Here is a 20,589-nt window from a genome sequence, read left to right as displayed (position 1 = left end):
CTCCTTATTGGCATTGGTTGGAGGGGAAGCGGTCTATCGAGAATTTCGAGAGATCGGTCTGGGTAGAACCGGTGCTTGCAAGCTCGGCCATCAACTCCCCGACAGCCGGACCCAGCTGAAAACCATGGGCGGAATAGCCGAAGGAGTAGAAGATCCCCTCGTGTTTCCTTGATGCGCCGATCACCGGTATTTCGTCGGGCATGCAACCCTCGATGCCGGACCATGTCCGGATGATCGTGGCACTGGCCATGATCGGAAACAGGCTGATCGCGGTATCGGCGGTCAACCGGAGTTGCGAGAACAGGATCTCGGAGCGGTTGCTGGCCGGCTCGGCGATGCCGCGCCGGCCGCCGCCGATGACCACCGTGCCATTGGGCATCTGCTTGAAGGAGAGCGGGCGTCCCGTTGCACCCACCACTGCATTGCAGAAGGCCGGGAGCCGTGACGTGACCAGCATCAGCGGCGCGATGGCATGGACCGGCACCGGCTCGTCCAGTTGCGCGGCCAGGATCCCAGACCAGGCGCCGCAGGAGATCAGCACTTTCGGGGCCCGGTAGCTGCCCGCCGAGGTCGCCACTATCCAGTCTCCTGCCTCGCGCACGAGACGTTCGGCCCGGACACCCTCGACAAAGACCGCGCCCAGGTGCTCTGCCTTTCGCCGAAAAGCGGTCGTGGTCCAGAAGGGTTGCGCGAAACCGTCGTCCAGGCAGGCCAATCCGCCCACGACATGATCGGCGACCGCCGGTAACAGCTCGCGCACGCGAGATCGGTCCAGCACGACCTCGTGTTCGAAACCCAGCATCGCCAGATCGTCCGCACGCTTGCGCAGGCTGGCCAGTTCATCCTCATTCTCGGCAAGCTTGATCTGTGGTGCGATCTGGAAGCCGCAATCTTCGCCTAGCAGATCCGGGATGTCGTGCCATATCTGCATGGAGCGCACGGAGATCGGAACCTCCGCGAAATCCCGTCCGAGACGGCGCACCCCTCCTGCATTCACGCCCGAAGCATGGCGCGCGACGGAATCTTTTTCGATGACGGTGACGGACATGCCGCGCTTTGCCGCAAAAAGGGCAGCCGCGCAGCCGTGGATGCCGCCGCCGATGATGAGCAGGTCAGGCGTCGTGTGCCGGGCCGGAACGATGGTCATGCCGTGTCCCGCGAACCCGGAATGTCGGCCGAGTAATCGGCGAGCTCGGCGAGCGGCAATGGCTTCAGCGGAGGGCGGATTCGATAGTAATCGACATCATCCGGGGATTTTCCGCCGCTTTCGGAGATTACCGAGGTGACAACAAGTCCGCAGATACGGCCCTGGCAAGGCCCCATGCCTGTTCGCAGAAAGGATTTGACTTGGTTCGGCCCGGGTGCGCCCTGCGTGACGGCCTCCCTGACCGAACCGGCAGTGACCTCCTCGCAACGGCAGATAACGGTGGCATCGTCCGGATGCAGAATTTGTCGCGACGGGGCATAAAGCTTTTCAAGAAAGGGCCTGACATGGGCCTCCCGCTTCAGCGTCAGACGGAGTTCGGAAATGCGCGGGTCGGTTCCGTGCCCCTCCTTTTCGGCGATGGCGAGCCCGACGAGCCGTCCCTGCATCTCTGCCGATTTCGCGCCCTCGATCCCGCCGCCATCGCCTGCGACATAAACATGCGCGCAGCTGGTTTCGCGATCTTCGGACAACTTCGGGCGAAAGCACTTCTGGCTGTCGTCCCAGAAATGTCGGCAGCCCAGCAGCCGGGTTACCTGCTGATTGGGAACCACCCCCTGATGCAGCGCTACCGCATCGGTGGCAATTCGATGCTCGGTCCCTTTCGATCTGAACCGGATTGCGCTGACCGCTCCGCTGCCCTCGATGGCGATATCGTCGGCGCCAACATGAATCCTGACGCCGGCCCGTTTTACCTTGCGGATCATCGACATGCCCTTGAGAAGATATTCCCGCGCGCCCAAGGCGGTCATCAGTTCGGGAAGGGCATTGAACAAGCGCCCCCTTGGCACTGTTTCGACGATTGCCTTCGGAGGCGAGCCCGCATCGACCATCTGTGCCGCCAGCAGCCAGAGCAGGGGGCCGCTTCCGGTGAGAACCGTGTCCTGGTAAGTGATGCCGGAGGTTTTCAGAAGAATTTGCAGTGCACCGGCGGTCGTGACGCCGGGCAATGTCCAGCCGGGCAGTGGGCAGGGCCGCTCGATGGCGCCGGTTGCCACGACCAGATGGCTGGCCCGGATGGCGGAGGATTTTCCGTCCCGAGAAAATTCTACCAGCCGGTCGGGGCCGATATTCCAGACGGTGCTGCCCGGGTGGTAATCCACACCGCTCGACTGTCGAAATTCCGAGGCGAGTTCCCGGCCACGGGCGTAATCGTGACCCAGAACACGTAGCCGGTTCTCGGACGCGGATTCGATCGCGCGGTAAACCTGCCCTCCCGGCTGTGGGTTCTCGTCCAGCACGACGGTCGAAAGACCCTTGGCCGCCGCCTCGACCGCGCAAGCCATGCCGGCGGGGCCCGCACCGATGATCACGACATCCTTGAGCCGGGTCATACCTTCACCTCCACGCCGCCGTTTTGTCTGTTGACGGCCAAATCTTGTGAGACCGGGGTCATACATGCCTGCCGGTTCGGCTGGCCGTTCACCTCGACCAAGCAATCGAAACAGGCACCCATCATGCAAAATATTCCCCTGGGCTCCCCCGAAACCGCGCTGTCTCGCAGATGCCGGATACCCGATGCAGCAAGCGCCGATGCGACCGTGTCGCCGGGCCGCGCCCTGATGATCTGCCCCTCAAAGGTGAAGGTGACGGTTTCGGTATCGGGGTCGATACGTTTAGGCATGATCGAATCTCCTGGGAGAGAACGCGGTGATTTCAGGCTCGAATTCGCCCTCGGCGATCATCCGGGCCAGCGGACCGGCATGCGCGGCGGCCAAGGTTACGCCCGAATGGCAATTGATCGTATAGGCTCCGGAAAAATCGGTGGACTGTTGATAGACCGGGAAGCCGTCCGCACTGAGGATGCGGACTGCGCCCCATGACCTGACAACGCGCAGGTTCCTCAGGGCCGGAAAGCAGCGGATCGCATATTGCGCGATGCCGGACATGACCGGGGTCACGGAATCGGTCGAATAGCCCGTGTTTTCGTGGCTGTCACCGATCATGATCGTGCCTTCGTTGGTCTGTCTCAGGACATGTGTCGGCATCGGCAGCAGGGGTGCGACCCTTTCGGTCACGAGAATTTCCCCCTTTTCCGGGTGGATCGGAACATCCAGTCCGAGCATCGGGCCAAGCACCTTGTTGCCATGCCCCGCCGCAAGCACGATCCTGCCGCCCAGATAGCTGCCATGACTGGTAGTGGCCCTGAAGCCGTCGCCGTCCCGTTCGAGCGTTTCCACTCGCCCATCGGGGATATAGCGGCCGCCGCGGAGACCGAGGCCCCTGTGCAATGCGCGCAGCAGTAACAGCGGATTGGCGTGGCCGTCATGCTTGCAGTAGGAACCCGAGATCACTTCCGGTCCCAAACCGGGCACCAACTCGTCGAGTTGTCGTCGATCCAGCATCTCGGCTCCGTAACCGCGCTCTCCGTTGACATTGTGCATTCGCTGGTGCTGGGCGTGGACCCGCCTGTCCTCTTCTTCGGAAAGGATGAAATGCAGGCCGCCGGGTTTCTCGTAGCTGGGGGAAATACCGGTTTCCTCGGCGAGATGTTCGGCGAAATCGGGCCAGAGATCGGCGGATCGGCGTGTCCAGCGGGCATATTCATGCATCTTGTCGCCCTTGGACTGGACCCAGACCAGCCCGAAATTCCCGCGCGACGCCCGCAGCGCGATATCGCCTTCGTCAAGAACGGTTACCGTCAGCCCCCGATCCAGCAGCCCCCATGCGATCGCCGCCCCGACCAGACCACCTCCTACCACGAGCACATCGGAGGTGATGGAATTGTTATTCATCGTTTTCCCTCTCCAATCAGCAGACGGTCCAGACCATAGAGGCGGTCGACAAACAGCATCAGGACGACCGTGAAGAGAATGGCGACGGTGGAAATCGACGCCACGAGCGGGTCCGTGGTCTGCGAGATATGGGAAAAGAGCCGGACGGGCAGGGTGGTTGTCGAGGGATCGACGATGAATACCGTGACGGTGAGTTCGTCAAAACTGGTGATGAAGGCGAGCACCCAACCGCCGATCACACCCGGTATGATTGCCGGCAAGGTGATGCGGCGAAACACCGTCCAGCCGGAGGCGCCCAGTGAGGTCGCCGCCATCTCGACCGACCGGTCGAGCCCGATGACCGCGGCCAGCACCAATCGCAGGATAAAGGGAGTGATGATGATCGCATGACACAGCATCAACCCGAAGAAGGTGCCATTCAGCCCGACAAGCGTGAGGAAACGCAGGAAGGCTATCCCCAAAACGACCGTCGGCACCATCAGCGGAGACAGAAACAGCGATTGCAGCGCCTCGCGCCCCCGGAACCTGCCTCGGCCGATGGCAAGCGCCGCCGGCAGCGACAGCACGGTCGCGACGCAGGCCGAGGCAAAGCCCAGCTTGAGGCTGACCCAACCGGCGGCGATGAAATCGGGGTGGTTCAGGATTTCGCGGAACCAGCGGAAGGAGATACCACTGGGCGGAAACTCCAGATAGCCGGTGGGGGTGAAGGAAACGCCCACAACAACGATGATCGGACCGAGCATGAACAGGGCGAACAGAACAGAGAATAGCTTGGCGAAGATACCGTTCGGTTTCATGCGAAGACCTCGCTGTATCGGCGTTCGACGAGGCGGTTCCAGCTGACCATGATCACCAGCACCGAAAGCAGTAGCAGCATTGCGATTGCGGCCCCGAGCGGCCAGTTAAGCGTATTCATGAACTCGTCATAAACCGTCGTTGAAACCACCTTGACCCGCCGTCCGCCAAGGATGGCCGGTGTTGCGAAGGCACTGGCCGAAAGCGAGAAAACAATCAGCGAGCCCGACAATATGCCGGGGATCACCTGTGGAAACACGACTCTACGAAAAACCACCACCGGTCCGGCGCCAAGTGATTCCGCCGCCGATTCGGTCGCGGGATCCTGTCGTTGAAGCGAGGCCCAGACCGCCAGCACCATGAACGGGATCATCACATGCACCAATGCCAGAACGATGCCGCCCGAGGTATACATCATCTTGACCGGACGCTCGATCAGGCCAAAATCCGTCAGTGCCGTGTTGATGACCCCCTTGTTGCCCAGGAGAATCGCCCAGCCCAACGTCCGGACCACGACCGAGATCAGCAGGGGCCCCAGTGTGACCAGAACCATCACCGAACGCCAGAACGGGGTCATCCGGTTCAGGAAATATGCCTGTGGCACGCCGATGATGGCGCAGATGACGGTTGTCGCCAGGGCGATGGCGAAGGTGCGGCAGAAGATTTCGTAGAAATAGGAGTCGCCCAGAACTTCCTTGTAGTTCGCCAGCGACATGTCGTTGCTGATGCCTTCATAGAAATCGAAGCTGTTGAAACTCAGCACGAAGGTCATGATCAGGGGCACGACGAGAAGAACACCGAACAACGCCAAAGCCGGGGCGCTGAGCAGCCATGATCTTTGTCCTGTCATGTCCGGGAAACCTTCTCCTCGACGGGCAGAATGCGCAGATGCTTGCGGTCCCAGCCCAGGAATACCTGATCTCCGGGCGCGGCCTCCTGATGCCCGATATTGCGGCGGGTGACGAGCAGTTCACCCAGTCCGGTTTCGACCTTCAGCAACCATTGGCTGCCCAGGAAAACCCGCTCTGTAACCTTGCCTGGAATATCCGTGGCAGAAGAGGCGATCTCGATGCGTTCCGGACGAAGAGCGATCACCACCGGACCTTGCGGCAGTAAGACGGGATCGCTTTCGAGCCTGATCCCGTTGCACTCAATGATCGCGCCTTCTGGTGTTTTCGAGATCAATTCAGCCTGCATATTGTTGCTTTTACCAAGGAAATTCGACACGAAGGGCGATGTCGGGGTCTCGTAGACGTCGAAAGGCGTGGCCTCCTGCCGGACCTTGCCGTTTTCCATGACGACGACTGAATCGCTTAGGGCCATCGCCTCGGACTGGTCATGCGTCACCATGACGGTCGTGACCCCCGCCTCTTGCTGAATGCGCCGCAATTCAAGCTGCATCTCCTCGCGCAGCTTGGCGTCGAGATTCGACAGCGGTTCGTCGAGCAGCAGCAACTCGGGTTCGATGACAAGTGCCCGGGCAAGGGCGACGCGTTGCCGTTGCCCGCCCGACATGGCGACGGGATAACGATCCGCGAGATGGCTCAGGTGAACCAGCTCCAGGGCCTCGGCGACCCGGTTTTCGCGTTCACCCCTGTCGATCTTGCGCATCTCGAGCCCGAAGGCGACATTCTCGGCGACGGTCATGTGCATGAACAGCGCGTAGCTTTGGAAGACGATCCCAAGTCCCCGTTTTCTCGCCGGGATGTTGGACAGGTCCTTGCCGTTCAGGAAAATGCTTCCCGAACTCGGCTCGGTGAATCCCGCGATCATTTGCAGTGTTGTGGTCTTTCCGCAGCCCGAGGGGCCAAGAAGCGACACAAAACTTCCCTTGTCGACCTTGAGGTTGAAATCCGAGACGGCGGGAAAGTTATTATACAGCTTGGTCAGGCCTTGAAGTTCGAGGAACGCCATGGAGATACCCTATCGTTCGATTTCGAGGACGGCCGGATTTCGGGCGGTCCGGGAGCGGGGCCGCCCGATCGACGGCGTCACCTCTCGACTTCACGCGCCCAACGCGCGGTCCATTCCTGGCGCAGAGGGTTGATCTTGTCCCAGTCAACCGCCACGAGATCGTTGATCTTCTCGCCATAGGGCAGTGTCTCGGCAAGCTCTGGCGGCAATTCGGAAGTGGTATTCACCGGGCCCGCACCCATCGCATCGCCGATTTTCACCTGGATTTCCGGGTCGAGAAGATATTGCACGAAAGCCTGGGCCTTGTCGGGCACATCACTGTCGACTACCGGGCAGGCGGCCAGCATCAAGGCGATCGCGCCTTCCTCGGGATAAGCGAATTTGGCGGGAAAGCCGGTATCCGCAAGGGATTTGGTGCGCCCCGATCCCCAGATCGAAAGGACGATTTCCTCGGACTGGAACAATTCCGACATCTTGCCCGATGACGGCTCGAAAACCAGCACATTAGGGGCGACCTCGTTGGCCAACACCTCGAAACCGGGGTCGATATTATCCTCGCCGCCACCGCTGAGGCGGGCCATCATGACCAGCGTATGCAGTCCGTAGGTGTTGGAAATCGGCGGGATCGACAGCAATTGTTCGTATTTGGGATCCTTCAGGTCTTCCCAGCTCTTGGGCGGTTCCCAGCCCTCGCGCTCGAACCATTCGGCGTTATAGGTAAAGCCCGTGGCCACGAAGCCGATCCCGACCGAGTTGTCACCGAGTTTCGCGATGTCATAGACGTCGTCATAAACCGACGCCTGCTCCAGCGGGGCGCAAAAACCAAGTGCATCGGCCTGGTACATCGGCCCGTCATCGAGGATGACCACGTCCAGTTCCTGCGCGGATTTCTGCGCCTGCAACCGGGCAAGATTCTCGGTCGAGTTCCCCGGCACGAAGGTGATCGAAACGTCGTTTTCGGCTTCGAACTGGGGGATAATCAATTCTTTCATCAGCGTCTCGAACGAGCCGCCATATCCCCCGACGGTTAGCGTATCCTGGGCGAATACCGCTCCTGCGGAAGCGGTCGTCACGAGCGCGGCTAGCGTCATCTGGCGCGTATTCATGGTACTTCCCTGTTTTGTTGTTTCGATGCCGGAAAGCTGGCCTTTTTTGACAATGGATTTCAATTGAATTAAGTTAAGGAGTCCATTCCATTGGGTTATGAACTGCTGATGGCCCGAACCAATATCCGCCAGATCGAGGCGTTCAACGCGGTGATGAAGGGTGGCTCGATCACCAAAGCGGCGGAAACGCTGTATGTCAGCCAGCCGGCGGTCAGCAAACTGATCCACGCGTTCGAGGATTCCTGCGGTTTCAAGCTGTTCATACGTGCAGCAGGCCGCATTCGCCCGACCGCCGAGGCAAGACGGCTGTTTCTGGAGACCGAGAAATTGCAGGCCGGAGTTGCTCGCGTCGAGAACACCGCCAAGGCGATCCGGGGGCTGGAACGCGGCGAGGTCTCGGTTGTCGCTTTCCCGGCGCTCAGTTTCCGCGTGGTGCCGAAATATGCCGCAATCTTCATGCGTGGCCGCAGGGAGGTTTCGTTGCAACTGCTGACCCGGAATTCGCCCAGCGTCGCGGACACGATGCTCAACGGCGCGGCGGATTTCGGGATCTCGCTATTGCCGTCGCATCATCCGGGAATTGCCTGCAAGCCCTTTGCCGATATCTCGATGGTCTGCGCACTGCCGCCCTCGCATCGGCTTGCCGGGCGCGGCCATGTCGAACTCAGCGACCTTGCCGAGGATCGCCTGATCTCGCTTGGCCGGGCCGATACCTCGCATCAGCAGGTCATGGCGGCCTTTTCCGAGGTCGGGGTGAAGGTTCGATTGGGCATCGAGGCGCAGATGGCGGATGCGGCCTGCACACTTGTCAGCGAGGGATTGGGGGTGGCCCTGGTGCCGTCGCTGATCAGTATCGGCTGGCCTCGGGAGAAGGTGGTCTTCAAGCCGATACGGCCGAAGGTCAGCATGAAGACGTGGCTGTATTCCTCGGCCTTCGAACCGGTGCAGCAACTGGCCCTGATGTTGATGGAAGAGATTCGCAAGGGCATGGAGGAAATCGAGAACGGCTATAGCTTGCCGTAAAGCCGGACAAGCGCGCCGGGATCGAGGTCGGGATGACTCAACCCCGGCGAGCGGAAATCGGCATTTCGCCCAGGCCGCCTACATGCATGCATCATAAAGGGCGCGGGTGTTTTCCCTTGTCATCTCGACCGGGTTTCCACCGCAGGACGGATCTTCGAGCGCCATGTCCGTCAGTTCGTCCAGCCGGTCCGGCTCCACCCCCAACTCGGTCAGGTTTGAGGGGATGGCCATTTCTGTGCGTAGTTCCATCACACGGGCGCGGAAGCCGTCGAAACCGCCTTCGATATTTAGATACGTCGCGGCTCTACCAAGGCGGTCTTCGATGGCGCGGCGGTTGAAGTCCAACGCCATCGGCATGACCACGGCATTGGTCGTGCCGTGGTGGGTGCCATAGATTGCGCCCACCGGGTGACTGAGCGAATGAATCGCGCCCAATCCCTTCTGGAAGGCAACCGCGCCCATTGCCGCGGCGCTCATCATTTGGGCACGGGCCTCGATATCGTCGGGGGTGGCATAGGCGCGGGGCAGGTATTCGTTGACCAGCCGCAGCCCCTCAAGTGCGATGCCCTGGCTCATCGGGTGATAATGCGGCGAGCAGAACGCCTCGAGACAATGCGCGAACGCGTCCATGCCGGTGCCTGCGGTGATGAATTTCGGCATGCCGATTGTCAATTCCGGGTCGCAGATGGTGACGGCAGGCAGCAGTTTCGGATGGAAGATGATTTTCTTCTTATGTGTTTCCGAGTTGGTCAGCACACCTGCGCGCCCGACCTCGGAGCCGGTTCCCGCCGTGGTCGGTACGGCGATGATCGGTGCGATCTTCGAGGCGTCGGCGCGGGTCCACCAGTCACCGATATCCTCCAGTTCCCAGACCGGGATGGATTGCCCAACCATGAGCGCGACCATCTTGCCCAGGTCCAGCGCCGAGCCGCCGCCGAAACAGATCACCCCGTCATGATCGCCCGCCTTATAGGCCTCGATGCCCTCGGCCATGTTGCACTCGTTCGGGTTCGGATCGACCTGCGCGAAAACCGCCCGGCCCAATCCTTCGGCGTCGAGGATATCCAATGCCTGCGCAGTGATCGGCAGTCCGGCCAGCGCCTTGTCGGTGACCAGAAGCGGACGGGCCATGCCCACGGTCTTGCAATGTTCGGCCAGTTCGCGGATGCGCCCCGCCCCGAATTTGATCGTGGTCGGATAGGACCAGTTCGCCTGTAGCGTCATGTCGTCACCTTTTTCAGATGGTAGGATTTGGGCCGCGTCACGGCCTGATAACCAAGCGAAGACAGGGCAGCGCCCCGGCCGGTATCCTTGCATCCCGTCCAGCACAGCGCGGGATCCAGATAGTCGCAGCGGTTCATGAATACGGTGCCGGCTTCCAGCCTCGCGCCAATATCCTGCGCCGCCTGAGCGTCAGCCGTCCAGATCGAGGCCGTCAGCCCGTAATCGCAATCATTCATCAGCGTCACGGCCTGACCATCATCGGCGACCGGCATGATGCCGACGACAGGACCAAAGCTTTCCTCGCGCATGATCCGCATGTCATGGGTCACGCCGGTCAGGATCTGTGGAGCCAGGTAGGCGCCGCCGTCATCCTCTGGAAAGGCGGCCGGGTCGATCTGTGGCGTGGCGCCCATGGCGACCGCCTCGGCGATCTGTTCGCGGATCAGATCGGCAAAGCGGCGCTGCGCCATCGGACCCATGGTGGTATCCGGGTCATGGGGATTGCCGAGTTTCTGCCGCAGCACCCAGGCTGCCGCCTTCTCGACAAACGCGTCATAGAGGCTCTCATGGACATAGATCCGTTCGATCCCGCAGCAACATTGGCCCGAATTGAACATCGCCCCGTCCATCAGCCCCTCTACCGCGGCATCCAGGTCAGCATCCTTGCGGATATAGCCCGGATCCTTGCCGCCCAGCTCCAACCCGGTGGCTGTGAATGTCCCCGCCGCCGCCCGCTCGATCGCCTGACCGCCCCGGACCGAGCCCGTGAAGTTCACGAAACCGAAGCTGCGTGTGGCGATCAGTTCCTCGGTGGTCTGATGGTCGAGCACAAGGTTCTGGAACACCCCGTCAGGCACACCGCCCTGTTCCATCGCCTGCGCGATGCGTTCGCCGACAAGCAGCGTCTGCGAGGCATGTTTCAGGATCACCGCGTTTCCTGCGATCAAGGCGGGCACGACGGTATTGATCGCGGTCATGAATGGATAGTTCCACGGTGCGATCACAAACACGGTGCCGACCGGTTCGCGACGAATTTCGCGGGTGAAGCTCTCGCTGTCCTCGATCACCGTTGGGGCCAGCGCCTCCGGCGCTATCCGGGCCATGTATTCGGCGCGTTCGTTCATGCCACCGAATTCGCCGCCATAACGGACGGGACGCCCCATCTGATCGGCGAGCTCCCCAACGACATTCTCCTTCATCGCATTCAGCGCAGCGATCCCGGCATCGACCCTGGCGATCCGCTCCGCCAGCGGTAACGCTGCCCATTCCGGTTGCGCCGCCCGTGCACGAGAGACTGCCTGCCGCGCGTCCTTCGCGCTCAGCACCGGACGCTCGGCATATACCGAGCCATCTACAGGGGAAATCAACTTGACTGTTTTCGACATCTTGTCCTCTTCTGGCCGTCGTCTTCGGCGTTTCAGGCCCGTTCGAAACCGCGCGCGACTTCCCAATCGGTGACGACGCGGTTCTGTTCTTCCAATTCCCAATGCGCGGCGCGGACGTAATGGTCGACGACGTCATCGCCAAACGCGGCGCGCAGCATGTCTGAAGCGTCCAGCGCCTTGGCCGCATCGGCAAGCGTGCCGGGAATCTGGCGGGCATTCTCGGCAGCATAGGCGTCGCCGGTGAATTCCGGCTCCAGCTCCATGCCCTTTTCCACACCGTCCAGACCTGCCGCCAGCAATGCCGCACAGGCAAGATAAGGGTTCAGATCCGCACCGCCGATCCGGCATTCGACGCGCAGACCCTTTGTCGCCTCTCCACAGACCCGGAACCCGGCGGTACGGTTGTCCATCGACCAGATCGCCTTGGTGGGGGCGAACATGCCGGTGACGAAGCGTTTGTAGCTGTTGACATAGGGGGCAAGGAAAAGGGTCAGCCCCTTGGCATGGGCCAGTTGCCCGGCCATGTAGCTGTGCATCAGGTCGGACATGCCCCGTTGTGCCTGCGGCTCGAAAAAGGCGTTGTCGCCATCCATGAAGAGCGACTGATGCACATGGCTGGATGAGCCCGCCCGCTCATGCGAGTATTTCGCCATGAAACAGGCCGACTGGCCACGCGCCTGCGCGATTTCCTTGGTAGCGGACTTGACCAGCACATGCATGTCGGCCGTGTCCATGGCGTCGGAATATTTCACGTTGATCTCGTGCTGCCCCGCCTCGGCCTCTCCCTTTGAGTTCTCGACCGGGATGCCCGCACCAAAAAGTCCGTTGCGCAGGTCGCGCATCATCGGCTCGTCGGCGAAAGTGCCGGTCAGCGCGTAATCGACATTGTAGCGCGCGGTCGGAAGCAGATCGCGATAGCCGCTATCGAACAGGGACTTGTAATCATTGGCGAACAGGAAGAATTCCAGCTCTGTCGCCATCATCGGGGTGAAGCCCATCGCCTCGGCCCGCTGAACCTGTCGGCGCAGGATATTGCGCGGGGCATGGGGGACCGGCTCATGCGTGTGATGATCATGCAGATCCACCATGCAAAAGGCGGTGCCCGGCGCCCATGGCAGGCGGCGCAGCGTCGAAAGGTCGGGCTTCATCACATAATCGCCGTAACCCGACGCCCAGCTCGACGCTTTGTAGCCCGGAACCGTGACCATCTCGGTATCGGTGGCGAGCAGGTAATTGCAGCAATGCGTTTCTTCCGGGTTTTCCAGGAAATGCGTGGCATGGAAACGCTTGCCCATCAAACGCCCCTGCATATCCACCAGAGCTATCGCCACGGTATCGATCTCACCGGCATCCACGGCGGCTTTCAACTCGTCGAAACTCAGATTGGCAGGCATCGCGGCACTCCTATTCGGGCCTTGTCACTTCCGGGCGCACAACCACAATGCGCGCGCCCCTTCTTCTTCATGCAAATATCCCGGGGGTCCGGGGGGCAGAGCCCCCGGCCATCGCGGGACGCAATAGTCGCTTGCCCCGCCGCGGCATATTCCATCGGCCCCGATCACGAATAGCGATAGGGCGGGCCCGCCTTGCGCATGGCCTCGTTATACTCCCTGATCTTGGCGACGACCTTTGCCTTGACTTCGGATTCGGCTGCGACTTCTTCCCAGAACTCCTTGGCGGCCTCTTCGACCTGGTCCCATTCCTCGGCGGGGATGGTGGTCAGCTTCATCTTGTCGCCGGTCACGCGCAGATTCGCCTCGCCCGACCAGTACCAGTGCTGGCGATAATAATGCGACTGGTCGAACACCGCCTTCATCAGTTCTTTCAGATGCTCGGGCACTTCGTCCCACTGCTCCTGGTTGGCGAAGAAATGGCCGATCCATGCACCCGAGATGCTGTTGGTCAGGAAATGCCCGGTCGCCTCGGCCCATCCGACGGTGTAATCCTCGGTGATCCCACTCCATGCGACGCCGTCCAGCTCGCCCGTTTGCAGCGCCACCTCGATATCCTCCCATGGCAGGGTGACGGGAACGACGCCGAATTTGGCCAGAAACCGTCCGGCGGTCGGAAAGGTGAAGACGCGCTTGCCCTGCAGATCGGCAAGGCTGTTGATCGGCTCCTTGGTAGCGAAATTGCACGGGTCCCATGATCCGGCCGAGATATGCTGAATGCCCTGCTTGGCGTATTCCTCCTTCCAGATCTCGTCCAGCCCGTGATGGTTGAACAGCGCCGGCACATCCAGCGAATAGCGTAGCGCAAAGGGGAAATAGCCGCCGAACACCGTCACCTCGGTCGGCGAGGCCATGCTGTCGTCGTCGGATTGCACCGCGTCGATAGTGCCGTTCTGCATGGCGCGGAACAGTTCGGGTGTGGGAACAAGCTGATCGGCATAGAACAGCTCGATCTCCATCTCACCATTGGCGATCTTGTTGAAAGCATCAATCGCGGGTTTGCAAACATGCTCACCAAGTGCCGCGCCCGCATAGGTCTGCATCCGCCATTTCAGCGGTGCGCCCTGCGCGACGGCAGGGGAGGCCAATGCTCCGGCACCCGCAACTGCTGCACCGCTTGCCAGGAATTTCCGTCTTGTCGTCGTCATTGTCATTCTCCCTGTTGGTTATTGTCCGTAGATCGAGTTCGGCAGCCACATGGCGATGCCCGGAAAAGCGATCACCAGCGCCAGCGTCACCGCCATCAGCGCCACGAATGGCAGGACCGAGCGATAGATCACCCCAAGCGTGAAATCCTTCGGCGCCATGGCCCGCATCAGGAACAGGTTATAGCCGAAGGGCGGGGTCAGATAGGCGATCTGGCAGGTGATCGTATAGAGGATCCCGTACCAGACCAGATCGAACCCGAGTGCACGCGCCATGGTTACATAGATCGGCGCGACGATCACCAGCATGGCGGTATCATCGAGAAACATGCCCATGATCAGGAACGATGCCTGCATCAGCAGCAACACCTGTAACGGGCTGAGACCCATTTCTTGCAGGAACAGGTTCTCGATTGCGCGCCCTGCGCCAAGACCGTCGAAGACCGCCCCAAAGCTGAGCGCCGCGGTGATGATCAGCATGAACATGCAGGTGATGGCCAAGGTTTGCTTCGTGGCCGTCTCGAAAACGTCTCGGGTGAAGCGCCCCTTGATGACGGCGGCGATCACGGCTGACAGCGCACCGATGACGCTGCTTTCGGTCAGCGAGGTCCAGCCCTTGACGAAGGGCACCATCATCGCGGCAAAGATCACCAGTGGCAGAATACCGGCACGCAGCAGGCGGATGCGTTCGCCCCATGTGATCTCGGCGCGTTCCTCGGGCGGCATCGGTGGGGCGAGCGAGGGTTTCAGCCGGGTGCGGATCAGGATATAGAGGATGAACATCGCGGCCATCAGCAATCCGGGTCCGATCCCGGCCAGCCATAGCTGGCTGACCGGCTGGCGCGCGATCAGCGAATACAGCACCAGCACCACCGAGGGCGGGATCAGGATGCCAAGGCTGGAACCCGCCTGGATCACGCCCGAGATCATCGGCTTGTCGTAATTGTGCCGGATCAGCTCGGGCAGGGCGATGGTCGCCCCGATGGCCATCCCCGCCACCGACAACCCGTTCATAGCCGAGATCATCACCATCAGCAGGATGGTCCCGATGGCAAGCCCGCCCGGCATCGGGCCGAACCAGACATGGAACATGCGATAAAGATCCTCGGCCAGCCGGGATTCCGACATCACGTAACCCATGAAGACGAACATCGGCAGCGTCAGCAGCGCATTCCAGCGCATGACCTTCATGACCGCCGAGAAGCCCATATCGGTCCCGCCCGGTCCCCACAGGATCAGCGCGGCGACCACGGCGACAAAGCCGATCGCGCCGAAGACCCGCTGCCCGGTGATCATCATCAGCAGCATGGTCGAGAACATCAGGATGGCGATCCATTCATGGCTCATCGGTCGACGGCTCCCTTGAACGGATGCGGAATCTCGACACCGCGCAGCGTGGCGATGTCACGGATCAGGTGGGCAATGGCCTGCAAGATCATCAAGGCGAAGGCCAGCGTGATGATCATCTTGATCGGCCACAGATAGGGCCGCCACGCACTTGGTGCCCGTTCCCCGATCTGCAGGCTGTAGGCGGTCGAGTCGATCGCACCCCACAGCATCACGCCGAGGTAGAAAAGCAAGCAGAAGATGGTGAAGAGATCCCAGATCGCCTGCCTCCGCGCGGGCATCCGGGCATAGAGCAGATCCATGCGGACATTGGCGCCAAGCTGCATCGAATAGGGCGCGCCTAGCAGGTAATAGGCGACCAGGGTGAACTGCGCCATTTCCAGTGTCCAAAGCGATGGCACCTTGAAAATCTTGGTGATCGAGGACCACAGCAGGACCGCCATGATCGCGAAGAGCAAATACATGGCAAAGCGGCCAAGGCGGTAATTCAGCGCCTCGATTCGTCGGACATATGCGATAGCCCACCCCGGCATCACGCGACCTCCTCGATGGCGGCCTGAAGCACGGGGGCAAGGCGCTCGGCCATACTGACCTGTGACCTGGCAAGCAGGTCGTTGCGGATTTCCAGCATGACACTGGCCAGACCCAATGGCATGGCATTACGGGCGAGCGTATGCGTCACCCCATCCGCCACACTGTAGGGTTCGTTGAGGCGGGTTTCCAGCCCGACATCGCGGGCTGCAACGGCACGGGCCAGCCGGTCATCGGCGTCATGCAGGATGCCGAACTCTACCTCTCGTGTCTGGCCGAAATAGATCCGGGAGAAGCTGTGGACTGTAATCAGGACCGGGCGTTGGCCCACCGCCAGCCGCCTTGCCAGCAGGTCCGAGAGCGCCGCGTGAAAGGGAATGTAGATCGCTTCAGTCCGGCGCAGGCGCTCTTCGGTGGAAAGACCAAGATTTCCGGGAATCTCATGAACCTCGCTGCGCTCCGGCATGGCTGCGGGGGAATGCGGTGGGCGATTTAGGTCATAGATCAGCCGTGATGCCGTGCCGTGAAGCATGGGGGCGCCGAGCCTTTGTGCCAGTTCCCGCGCCAGCCCCAAGGCGCCGGGGTCCCATGCGATATGTGCTTGCCTTTGAGCATCGTTCAACCCCAGCCCGCCCCAGGGAGACGGAAAGTCGTTCGAAGCATGCTCGCAGACCAGTACGGCAGGTCCGGGGGCATTCTCGCATTCGATCACGAAATGGGCTGCATGTTCAGGCATCCAACTCTCCTCTACGGTCAAGCTGTGACAGGTGAACCAATCTGTCAATATCTTTTCATGATGGTAGATCACTGTTACAATCATTACGGAAGCGGGCGATTAAATCTGCCCAAAGGACGATCAGATGACCGAGAATAGCCCAACGCCCGCAGTGTTGATCGAGGATCGTCTCGCCCATCATTTCGAGACTCTGACCCCCTCGGAGCGCATGCTGGCCAGTCATTTGACGCGTCACTACCCGGTCGCGGGGCTGGGCTCGATGCCGCAACTTGCAAAAGAAGCCGGGGTGTCGACCCCAACCGTGCTGCGACTGGTGCAGAAATTGGGCTTTCGCGGCTACCCCGAGTTCCAGACCCAGTTGCGGTCCGAAGTGGAGGCGCGACTGGAATCGCCTCTGTCGAAGCGTGCGCGCTGGAGTGACGGGGTGCCACACACGCATATGCTGAACCGTTTTGCCGATGCCGTGCTGACCAATCTGTCGGTCACACTAGGACGAATCAATCATGCAGAATTCGATGCCTGCGCGACCATGCTGGCCGATCATCAGCGCAACATCTTCGTGTCCGGAGGGCGGATCACCCATGCGCTTGCCGATTATCTGGTGACCCAGCTTGGCATCGTGCGGCCCGGCGTATCGCTCTTGCCGCCCTTGTCGAATGCCTGGCCGCCGGCGCTGCTGGATCTTCGCCCCGGCGACGTGATGATCGTCTTCGACATCCGCCGCTACGAGAATTCCATCCTTGAATTGGCCGAGCTTGCTGCGGAAAGCGGGGCCGAGATCGTGCTGATGACCGATCCCTGGGTCAGTCCCGTCGCCGCCCATGCCAGCTTCAGGTTCTCCGCCCAGATCGAGGTTCCGTCAGCCTGGGATTCATCGGTCGCGATGCTGGTGTTGCTCGAAACCCTACTGGCTGCAGTGCAGGAGCAGACATGGCCGGAAACTGAGGCACGGATGCAACGCCTGGAAGAGCTGTATGAGAATACCCGGCTGTTTCGGCGGGGGCGGTCAGGGGAGGGACGGGCACGCCGTTCGGTCGTGCAACGGAACGCGGTAAGTTCGAAATAAGTCTAGGATCAGTCCCTATAAATTGCTCTTGAAAGCCAGTATATTGACTGTTTCTCGCTTGTCGCGAGCGAAAGAGACAAGCGATGTTTCTGGTTGAGTGCACAGCAGATGCGGCGCATTCAGCCCTTCTTTCCCAAGGTCCGAGGACGTGCCCGATCCGACGACTGCAAGGTGCTGAGTGGCTCGCAGGCATGGTCCGTTGAACCGCAGCCAAGAAAGCTGCGCTCGCGTTCTCCAGCAGGTGCCAGCGGTCGGCAACTTGAACTGCCCGAGGCAAAGCGCGAGAAACGGTGCCGCCATAACCGCCGTTGCGGTCACGGGCAACGATCTCAATCCCAGGGCGGGTACGCAGCCAAGCCTCGACAGTGGCAGGTTCCCGGTCCGGTAGAAGGTCGATAACCCGGCGCCGCTCCAGGTCGCAAATCAGTGTGCCGTATCGCTGTCCTTTGCGCCATGCCCCGTCGTCGATGCCGATGACGCGGAGTTCGCTGGTCACGGCTTCGGGCGTATCTCGAACGCTGCGCAGAAAGATATCTTTGCTGACGGGCAACAGAAGCCGTCCGGCAAGCGCTTGTGCAGGACGCCCGCCGAGAGTAAGTCCTAGATGACGGACCGGCCCTTGCAGACGTGACGTGCGCCGCGCGTATGGCCGGGTGACGACAGGCGGAAACCGCTCCGCGAATATCTTAGCTGGACAATGCATAGCTCGGCATCGAAATCGCCGCGCCACCGAGATCCGTTCCACCTTCCGACCATGCGCGGGAAGATCAGCAGGACGGCGCCTATACCTACTATGAACGTGTCGCGAAATCGTGCCACAGCGCGGACAGGTAGCCGCGGCTTTGGCAGAACCGAGTGGACCCGGATTGTGTTACCATCTAGTTCGACCTGTTCCGCCTTGAGACCCGCGGGCAGTAAATCCGTTCGCGAAAACTGTGACGCCATCGGCAACCTCCTTTAAAGATTGTCGAAATATCGCGTTCGGCATCCCAGAACTGCACCAAATCCGCGTCAGACCCACTTATGCCAGCCGATTCCCGCATGAATTGTCAGGAGGCCAGCGTGTCGCGATAGCGCGAGTACTTGTAGAACGCCCAGCGGTGGTTGTCGCCGACGAGCCAGTCTCTGCGTTGGACGTAACCGTGCAGGCGCAAATATTGACACTTCTGCAGCAGTTGCGGGAACGCTTTGGCTTTTCTTGCTTGTTCATCGACCAGGAACTCGGCGTAGTGGAACCGCTTTGCGACCGTGTGCTCGTCATGTACCAGGGCAGGATCATGGAGCAAGCGCCGACCTCACGCCTCTTTGAGCAGCCCATCACCCCTATACTTGCCGATTGATGAATGCCGTGCCGGTGCTTTCCAACACCGAGCAAGGCTATCGGTTGCGTGAAACTGCGTTCACGGCGCAACCTCTGGTACAAGGGGGATTACTTCGATCCCATGACTCATCGGGGCGGCGAAGTACGTTTGCAGGAAATCGCGCGGAATCACTTCGTAGCTTTGCAGCATGGTTAAAGCATTTCTCGTTCGAATGCAGGGTTGTACCGTATCCTGTCAGCCCCATGGCACAGATTTAAGGTTGTGCCATGGGTGCTGCCGGGGGGAAGCTTCCCACCATTCCCCCAATGCATCGATGAGAGGGACCAGCCTTTCTCCGGCAGGGGTTAGATCGTACTCGACACGAAGCGGATAACCGGAAAATTCGGTGCGTTGGACGATGCCTGCATCCTCCAACTTGCGTAGCTCCAGTGTCAGCATCTTGTGAGAGATTGTCGGATTGTCCCGGCGGAGATCGCTGAAACGCTTCGTCCCATCCTGCAGGTAATAGATCAGCAGCGTCGGCCAGCGACCGCTGAGAACCTGCATGACCTCTTCGATGGGACAACGGGAGACAAGGTTTTTCATTCTTCGTCCATGGTTACAAAAAGGTGCGTAATTTACTTGGGGCAGAGCCTCGCTAAATTCCTCCCACGCTGCGCAGCGTGATCATCAGAAATCACGGAGAATGATAACATGGAACCTATACTATTGTACGGCTTTCCCTCGGGGAGCTCCATGGGGCTTGTTGCCGCGTTCGAATGGCTGGGACGACCCTACAGGCTTTGTCGCGTCGATATGTTCGGCGAGATGCGTGAGCCAGCCTATAGAAGGCTCAATCCACGCGTCGAAACGCCTGTTTTGATCACCGAAAAGGGCGAGATGCTGACCGAGACCATGGCGATTGCAACCTGGCTTGAAGCACGAGATGCGGAACGGCGGATCAGCTTCGATCCGCTGTCGCGGCAGGCCGATCGAATGCATCAGATCATGGCGTTCATCAATACCGGGTTTACTGGCATGTTCGGCCCCCTTTGGGCAGCCATGGAGATGGAGCCTCCCAATCCGGCGAAGCAGTCGGCCTTGAGAGAGTGGGGCCGCGAAGGCGTGATCGAGCGGCATGACAGACTCGAAGAGATGATCGACGATACGAAGTTTCTGATAGCCGACCATCCAACCCTTGCCGATGGTATTCTGATCGGCGTTGCACGGTGGCTGGATTTCCACGAGGTGGCCGATAAGGAACGCTGGCCAAAGCTCGCCGCATTGCGGGAGCGCATCGAGGCTGATCCGGCAGTTGTCTACGCGTCGGGGCTGGAGCGCGGCGAGATGCAGCTGGGCAATGGGGCATGTGCTGCCCATATCGAACTTTCAGAACTGATCGAGCGGTTCGATTCGTAGCAACATCGGGTGCGGGTACTATAGTTGAGAGTTCCACCCGCGCCCGATCGCCTGTTGAACATCTGGTACAGACCGAGTTCGGGTGTCGGCACAACGTCCGCTTTGTTCCGCATTACCGCTATTGGCCGCCTGAAATTGCTGCGACTGGCATGAACGGCTGGTTCTGGGAACACTGGGTCGTGACGCATATGCCGCTCCGAATGGCAA

At 60.6% G+C, this 20,589-nt stretch carries 20 protein-coding genes and 1 pseudogene; 4 read left to right on the top strand and 17 right to left on the bottom strand.

Annotated features, from left to right (window positions below; genetic code table 11):
- Positions 1-4: 4 nt before the first annotated feature.
- The 8 genes from JHX88_RS19825 to JHX88_RS19790 form a co-directional block, all read right to left on the bottom strand.
- On the bottom strand, positions 5-1,147 hold the full coding sequence (locus JHX88_RS19825) for an NAD(P)/FAD-dependent oxidoreductase (RefSeq protein ID WP_076528559.1): 1,143 nt from the start codon (positions 1,145-1,147) through the stop codon (positions 5-7).
- Complete coding sequence (locus JHX88_RS19820) at positions 1,144-2,538, bottom strand: NAD(P)/FAD-dependent oxidoreductase (protein ID WP_076528561.1); 1,395 nt, start codon at positions 2,536-2,538, stop codon at positions 1,144-1,146. The genes JHX88_RS19825 and JHX88_RS19820 overlap by 4 nt, the downstream gene beginning before the upstream one ends.
- A complete protein-coding gene (locus JHX88_RS19815; protein WP_076528564.1) occupies positions 2,535-2,828 on the bottom strand; it encodes a (2Fe-2S)-binding protein in 294 nt (97 codons plus the stop codon). Before JHX88_RS19815 ends, JHX88_RS19820 begins: the two co-directional genes overlap by 4 nt.
- On the bottom strand, positions 2,821-3,939 hold the full coding sequence (locus JHX88_RS19810) for an NAD(P)/FAD-dependent oxidoreductase (protein ID WP_076528566.1): 1,119 nt from the start codon (positions 3,937-3,939) through the stop codon (positions 2,821-2,823). Before JHX88_RS19810 ends, JHX88_RS19815 begins: the two co-directional genes overlap by 8 nt.
- On the bottom strand, positions 3,936-4,736 hold the full coding sequence (locus tag JHX88_RS19805) for an ABC transporter permease (RefSeq protein ID WP_076528568.1): 801 nt from the start codon (positions 4,734-4,736) through the stop codon (positions 3,936-3,938). The genes JHX88_RS19810 and JHX88_RS19805 overlap by 4 nt, the downstream gene beginning before the upstream one ends.
- On the bottom strand, positions 4,733-5,584 hold the full coding sequence (locus tag JHX88_RS19800) for an ABC transporter permease (protein ID WP_076528570.1): 852 nt from the start codon (positions 5,582-5,584) through the stop codon (positions 4,733-4,735). Before JHX88_RS19800 ends, JHX88_RS19805 begins: the two co-directional genes overlap by 4 nt.
- Positions 5,581-6,648: an ABC transporter ATP-binding protein gene (locus JHX88_RS19795; RefSeq protein ID WP_076528572.1), complete on the bottom strand. Its 1,068-nt coding sequence runs from the start codon at positions 6,646-6,648 to the stop codon at positions 5,581-5,583. The genes JHX88_RS19800 and JHX88_RS19795 overlap by 4 nt, the downstream gene beginning before the upstream one ends.
- A 77-nt stretch (positions 6,649-6,725) precedes the next feature.
- Positions 6,726-7,754: an ABC transporter substrate-binding protein gene (locus JHX88_RS19790; protein WP_076528575.1), complete on the bottom strand. Its 1,029-nt coding sequence runs from the start codon at positions 7,752-7,754 to the stop codon at positions 6,726-6,728.
- A 90-nt stretch (positions 7,755-7,844) separates the two neighbouring features.
- Here JHX88_RS19790 and JHX88_RS19785 point away from each other — a divergent pair, with 90 nt between their 5' ends.
- Positions 7,845-8,777: a LysR substrate-binding domain-containing protein gene (locus JHX88_RS19785; protein ID WP_076528577.1), complete on the top strand. Its 933-nt coding sequence runs from the start codon at positions 7,845-7,847 to the stop codon at positions 8,775-8,777.
- A gap of 78 nt (positions 8,778-8,855) precedes the next feature.
- On the opposite strand, the gene JHX88_RS19780 is transcribed toward JHX88_RS19785, so the two are convergent.
- The 7 genes from JHX88_RS19780 to JHX88_RS19750 all read right to left on the bottom strand — a co-directional run bounded on the left by JHX88_RS19780 (position 8,856) and on the right by JHX88_RS19750 (position 16,596).
- The gene (locus JHX88_RS19780; protein WP_076528579.1) at positions 8,856-10,001 is read right to left on the bottom strand and encodes an iron-containing alcohol dehydrogenase; all 1,146 of its coding nucleotides are present in this window, start codon (positions 9,999-10,001) and stop codon (positions 8,856-8,858) included.
- The gene (locus JHX88_RS19775) at positions 9,998-11,386 is read right to left on the bottom strand and encodes an aldehyde dehydrogenase family protein (protein ID WP_076528581.1); all 1,389 of its coding nucleotides are present in this window, start codon (positions 11,384-11,386) and stop codon (positions 9,998-10,000) included. The genes JHX88_RS19780 and JHX88_RS19775 overlap by 4 nt, the downstream gene beginning before the upstream one ends.
- Positions 11,387-11,418: 32 nt before the next feature.
- Complete coding sequence (locus JHX88_RS19770; protein ID WP_076528583.1) at positions 11,419-12,780, bottom strand: glutamine synthetase family protein; 1,362 nt, start codon at positions 12,778-12,780, stop codon at positions 11,419-11,421.
- A gap of 164 nt (positions 12,781-12,944) precedes the next feature.
- Entirely contained in the window at positions 12,945-13,985 is a 1,041-nt protein-coding gene (locus JHX88_RS19765; protein WP_076528585.1) for a TRAP transporter substrate-binding protein, read from the bottom strand.
- Positions 13,986-14,003: 18 nt separating this feature from the next.
- On the bottom strand, positions 14,004-15,329 hold the full coding sequence (locus tag JHX88_RS19760) for a TRAP transporter large permease (protein WP_076528587.1): 1,326 nt from the start codon (positions 15,327-15,329) through the stop codon (positions 14,004-14,006).
- Positions 15,326-15,862: a TRAP transporter small permease subunit gene (locus tag JHX88_RS19755; RefSeq protein ID WP_076528589.1), complete on the bottom strand. Its 537-nt coding sequence runs from the start codon at positions 15,860-15,862 to the stop codon at positions 15,326-15,328. Before JHX88_RS19755 ends, JHX88_RS19760 begins: the two co-directional genes overlap by 4 nt.
- Entirely contained in the window at positions 15,862-16,596 is a 735-nt protein-coding gene (locus tag JHX88_RS19750) for an N-formylglutamate amidohydrolase (RefSeq protein ID WP_076528591.1), read from the bottom strand. Before JHX88_RS19750 ends, JHX88_RS19755 begins: the two co-directional genes overlap by 1 nt.
- 124 nt (positions 16,597-16,720) lie before the next feature.
- On the opposite strand from JHX88_RS19750, the gene JHX88_RS19745 reads away from it, so the two are divergent.
- Entirely contained in the window at positions 16,721-17,662 is a 942-nt protein-coding gene (locus tag JHX88_RS19745; RefSeq protein ID WP_084203317.1) for a MurR/RpiR family transcriptional regulator, read from the top strand.
- 172 nt (positions 17,663-17,834) lie between these two features.
- Here JHX88_RS19745 and JHX88_RS19740 read toward each other — a convergent pair.
- Positions 17,835-18,607 (bottom strand): annotated as a pseudogene (locus JHX88_RS19740) (ISL3 family transposase); the annotation flags it as partial.
- Between JHX88_RS19740 and JHX88_RS19735 the strand changes: the two are divergent.
- Positions 18,598-19,002 (top strand): ATP-binding cassette domain-containing protein, encoded by a 405-nt coding sequence (locus tag JHX88_RS19735; RefSeq protein ID WP_076528593.1) that lies wholly within the window; start codon positions 18,598-18,600, stop codon positions 19,000-19,002. The pseudogene JHX88_RS19740 and the gene JHX88_RS19735 sit on opposite strands and share 10 nt — an antisense overlap.
- A gap of 216 nt (positions 19,003-19,218) precedes the next feature.
- Here JHX88_RS19735 and JHX88_RS19730 read toward each other — a convergent pair whose 3' ends face one another.
- On the bottom strand, positions 19,219-19,569 hold the full coding sequence (locus JHX88_RS19730; RefSeq protein ID WP_076528595.1) for a winged helix-turn-helix transcriptional regulator: 351 nt from the start codon (positions 19,567-19,569) through the stop codon (positions 19,219-19,221).
- A gap of 150 nt (positions 19,570-19,719) precedes the next feature.
- Between JHX88_RS19730 and JHX88_RS19725 the strand changes: the two genes are divergently transcribed.
- Positions 19,720-20,382, top strand: coding sequence for a glutathione S-transferase family protein (locus JHX88_RS19725; RefSeq protein WP_272848121.1), 663 nt, complete (start codon positions 19,720-19,722; stop codon positions 20,380-20,382).
- Positions 20,383-20,589: the final 207 nt, after the last annotated feature.

This window comes from Paracoccus saliphilus (assembly GCF_028553805.1).
Lineage (GTDB): Bacteria > Pseudomonadota > Alphaproteobacteria > Rhodobacterales > Rhodobacteraceae > Paracoccus > Paracoccus saliphilus.
This window is presented reverse-complemented; position numbering and strand designations above follow the sequence as displayed.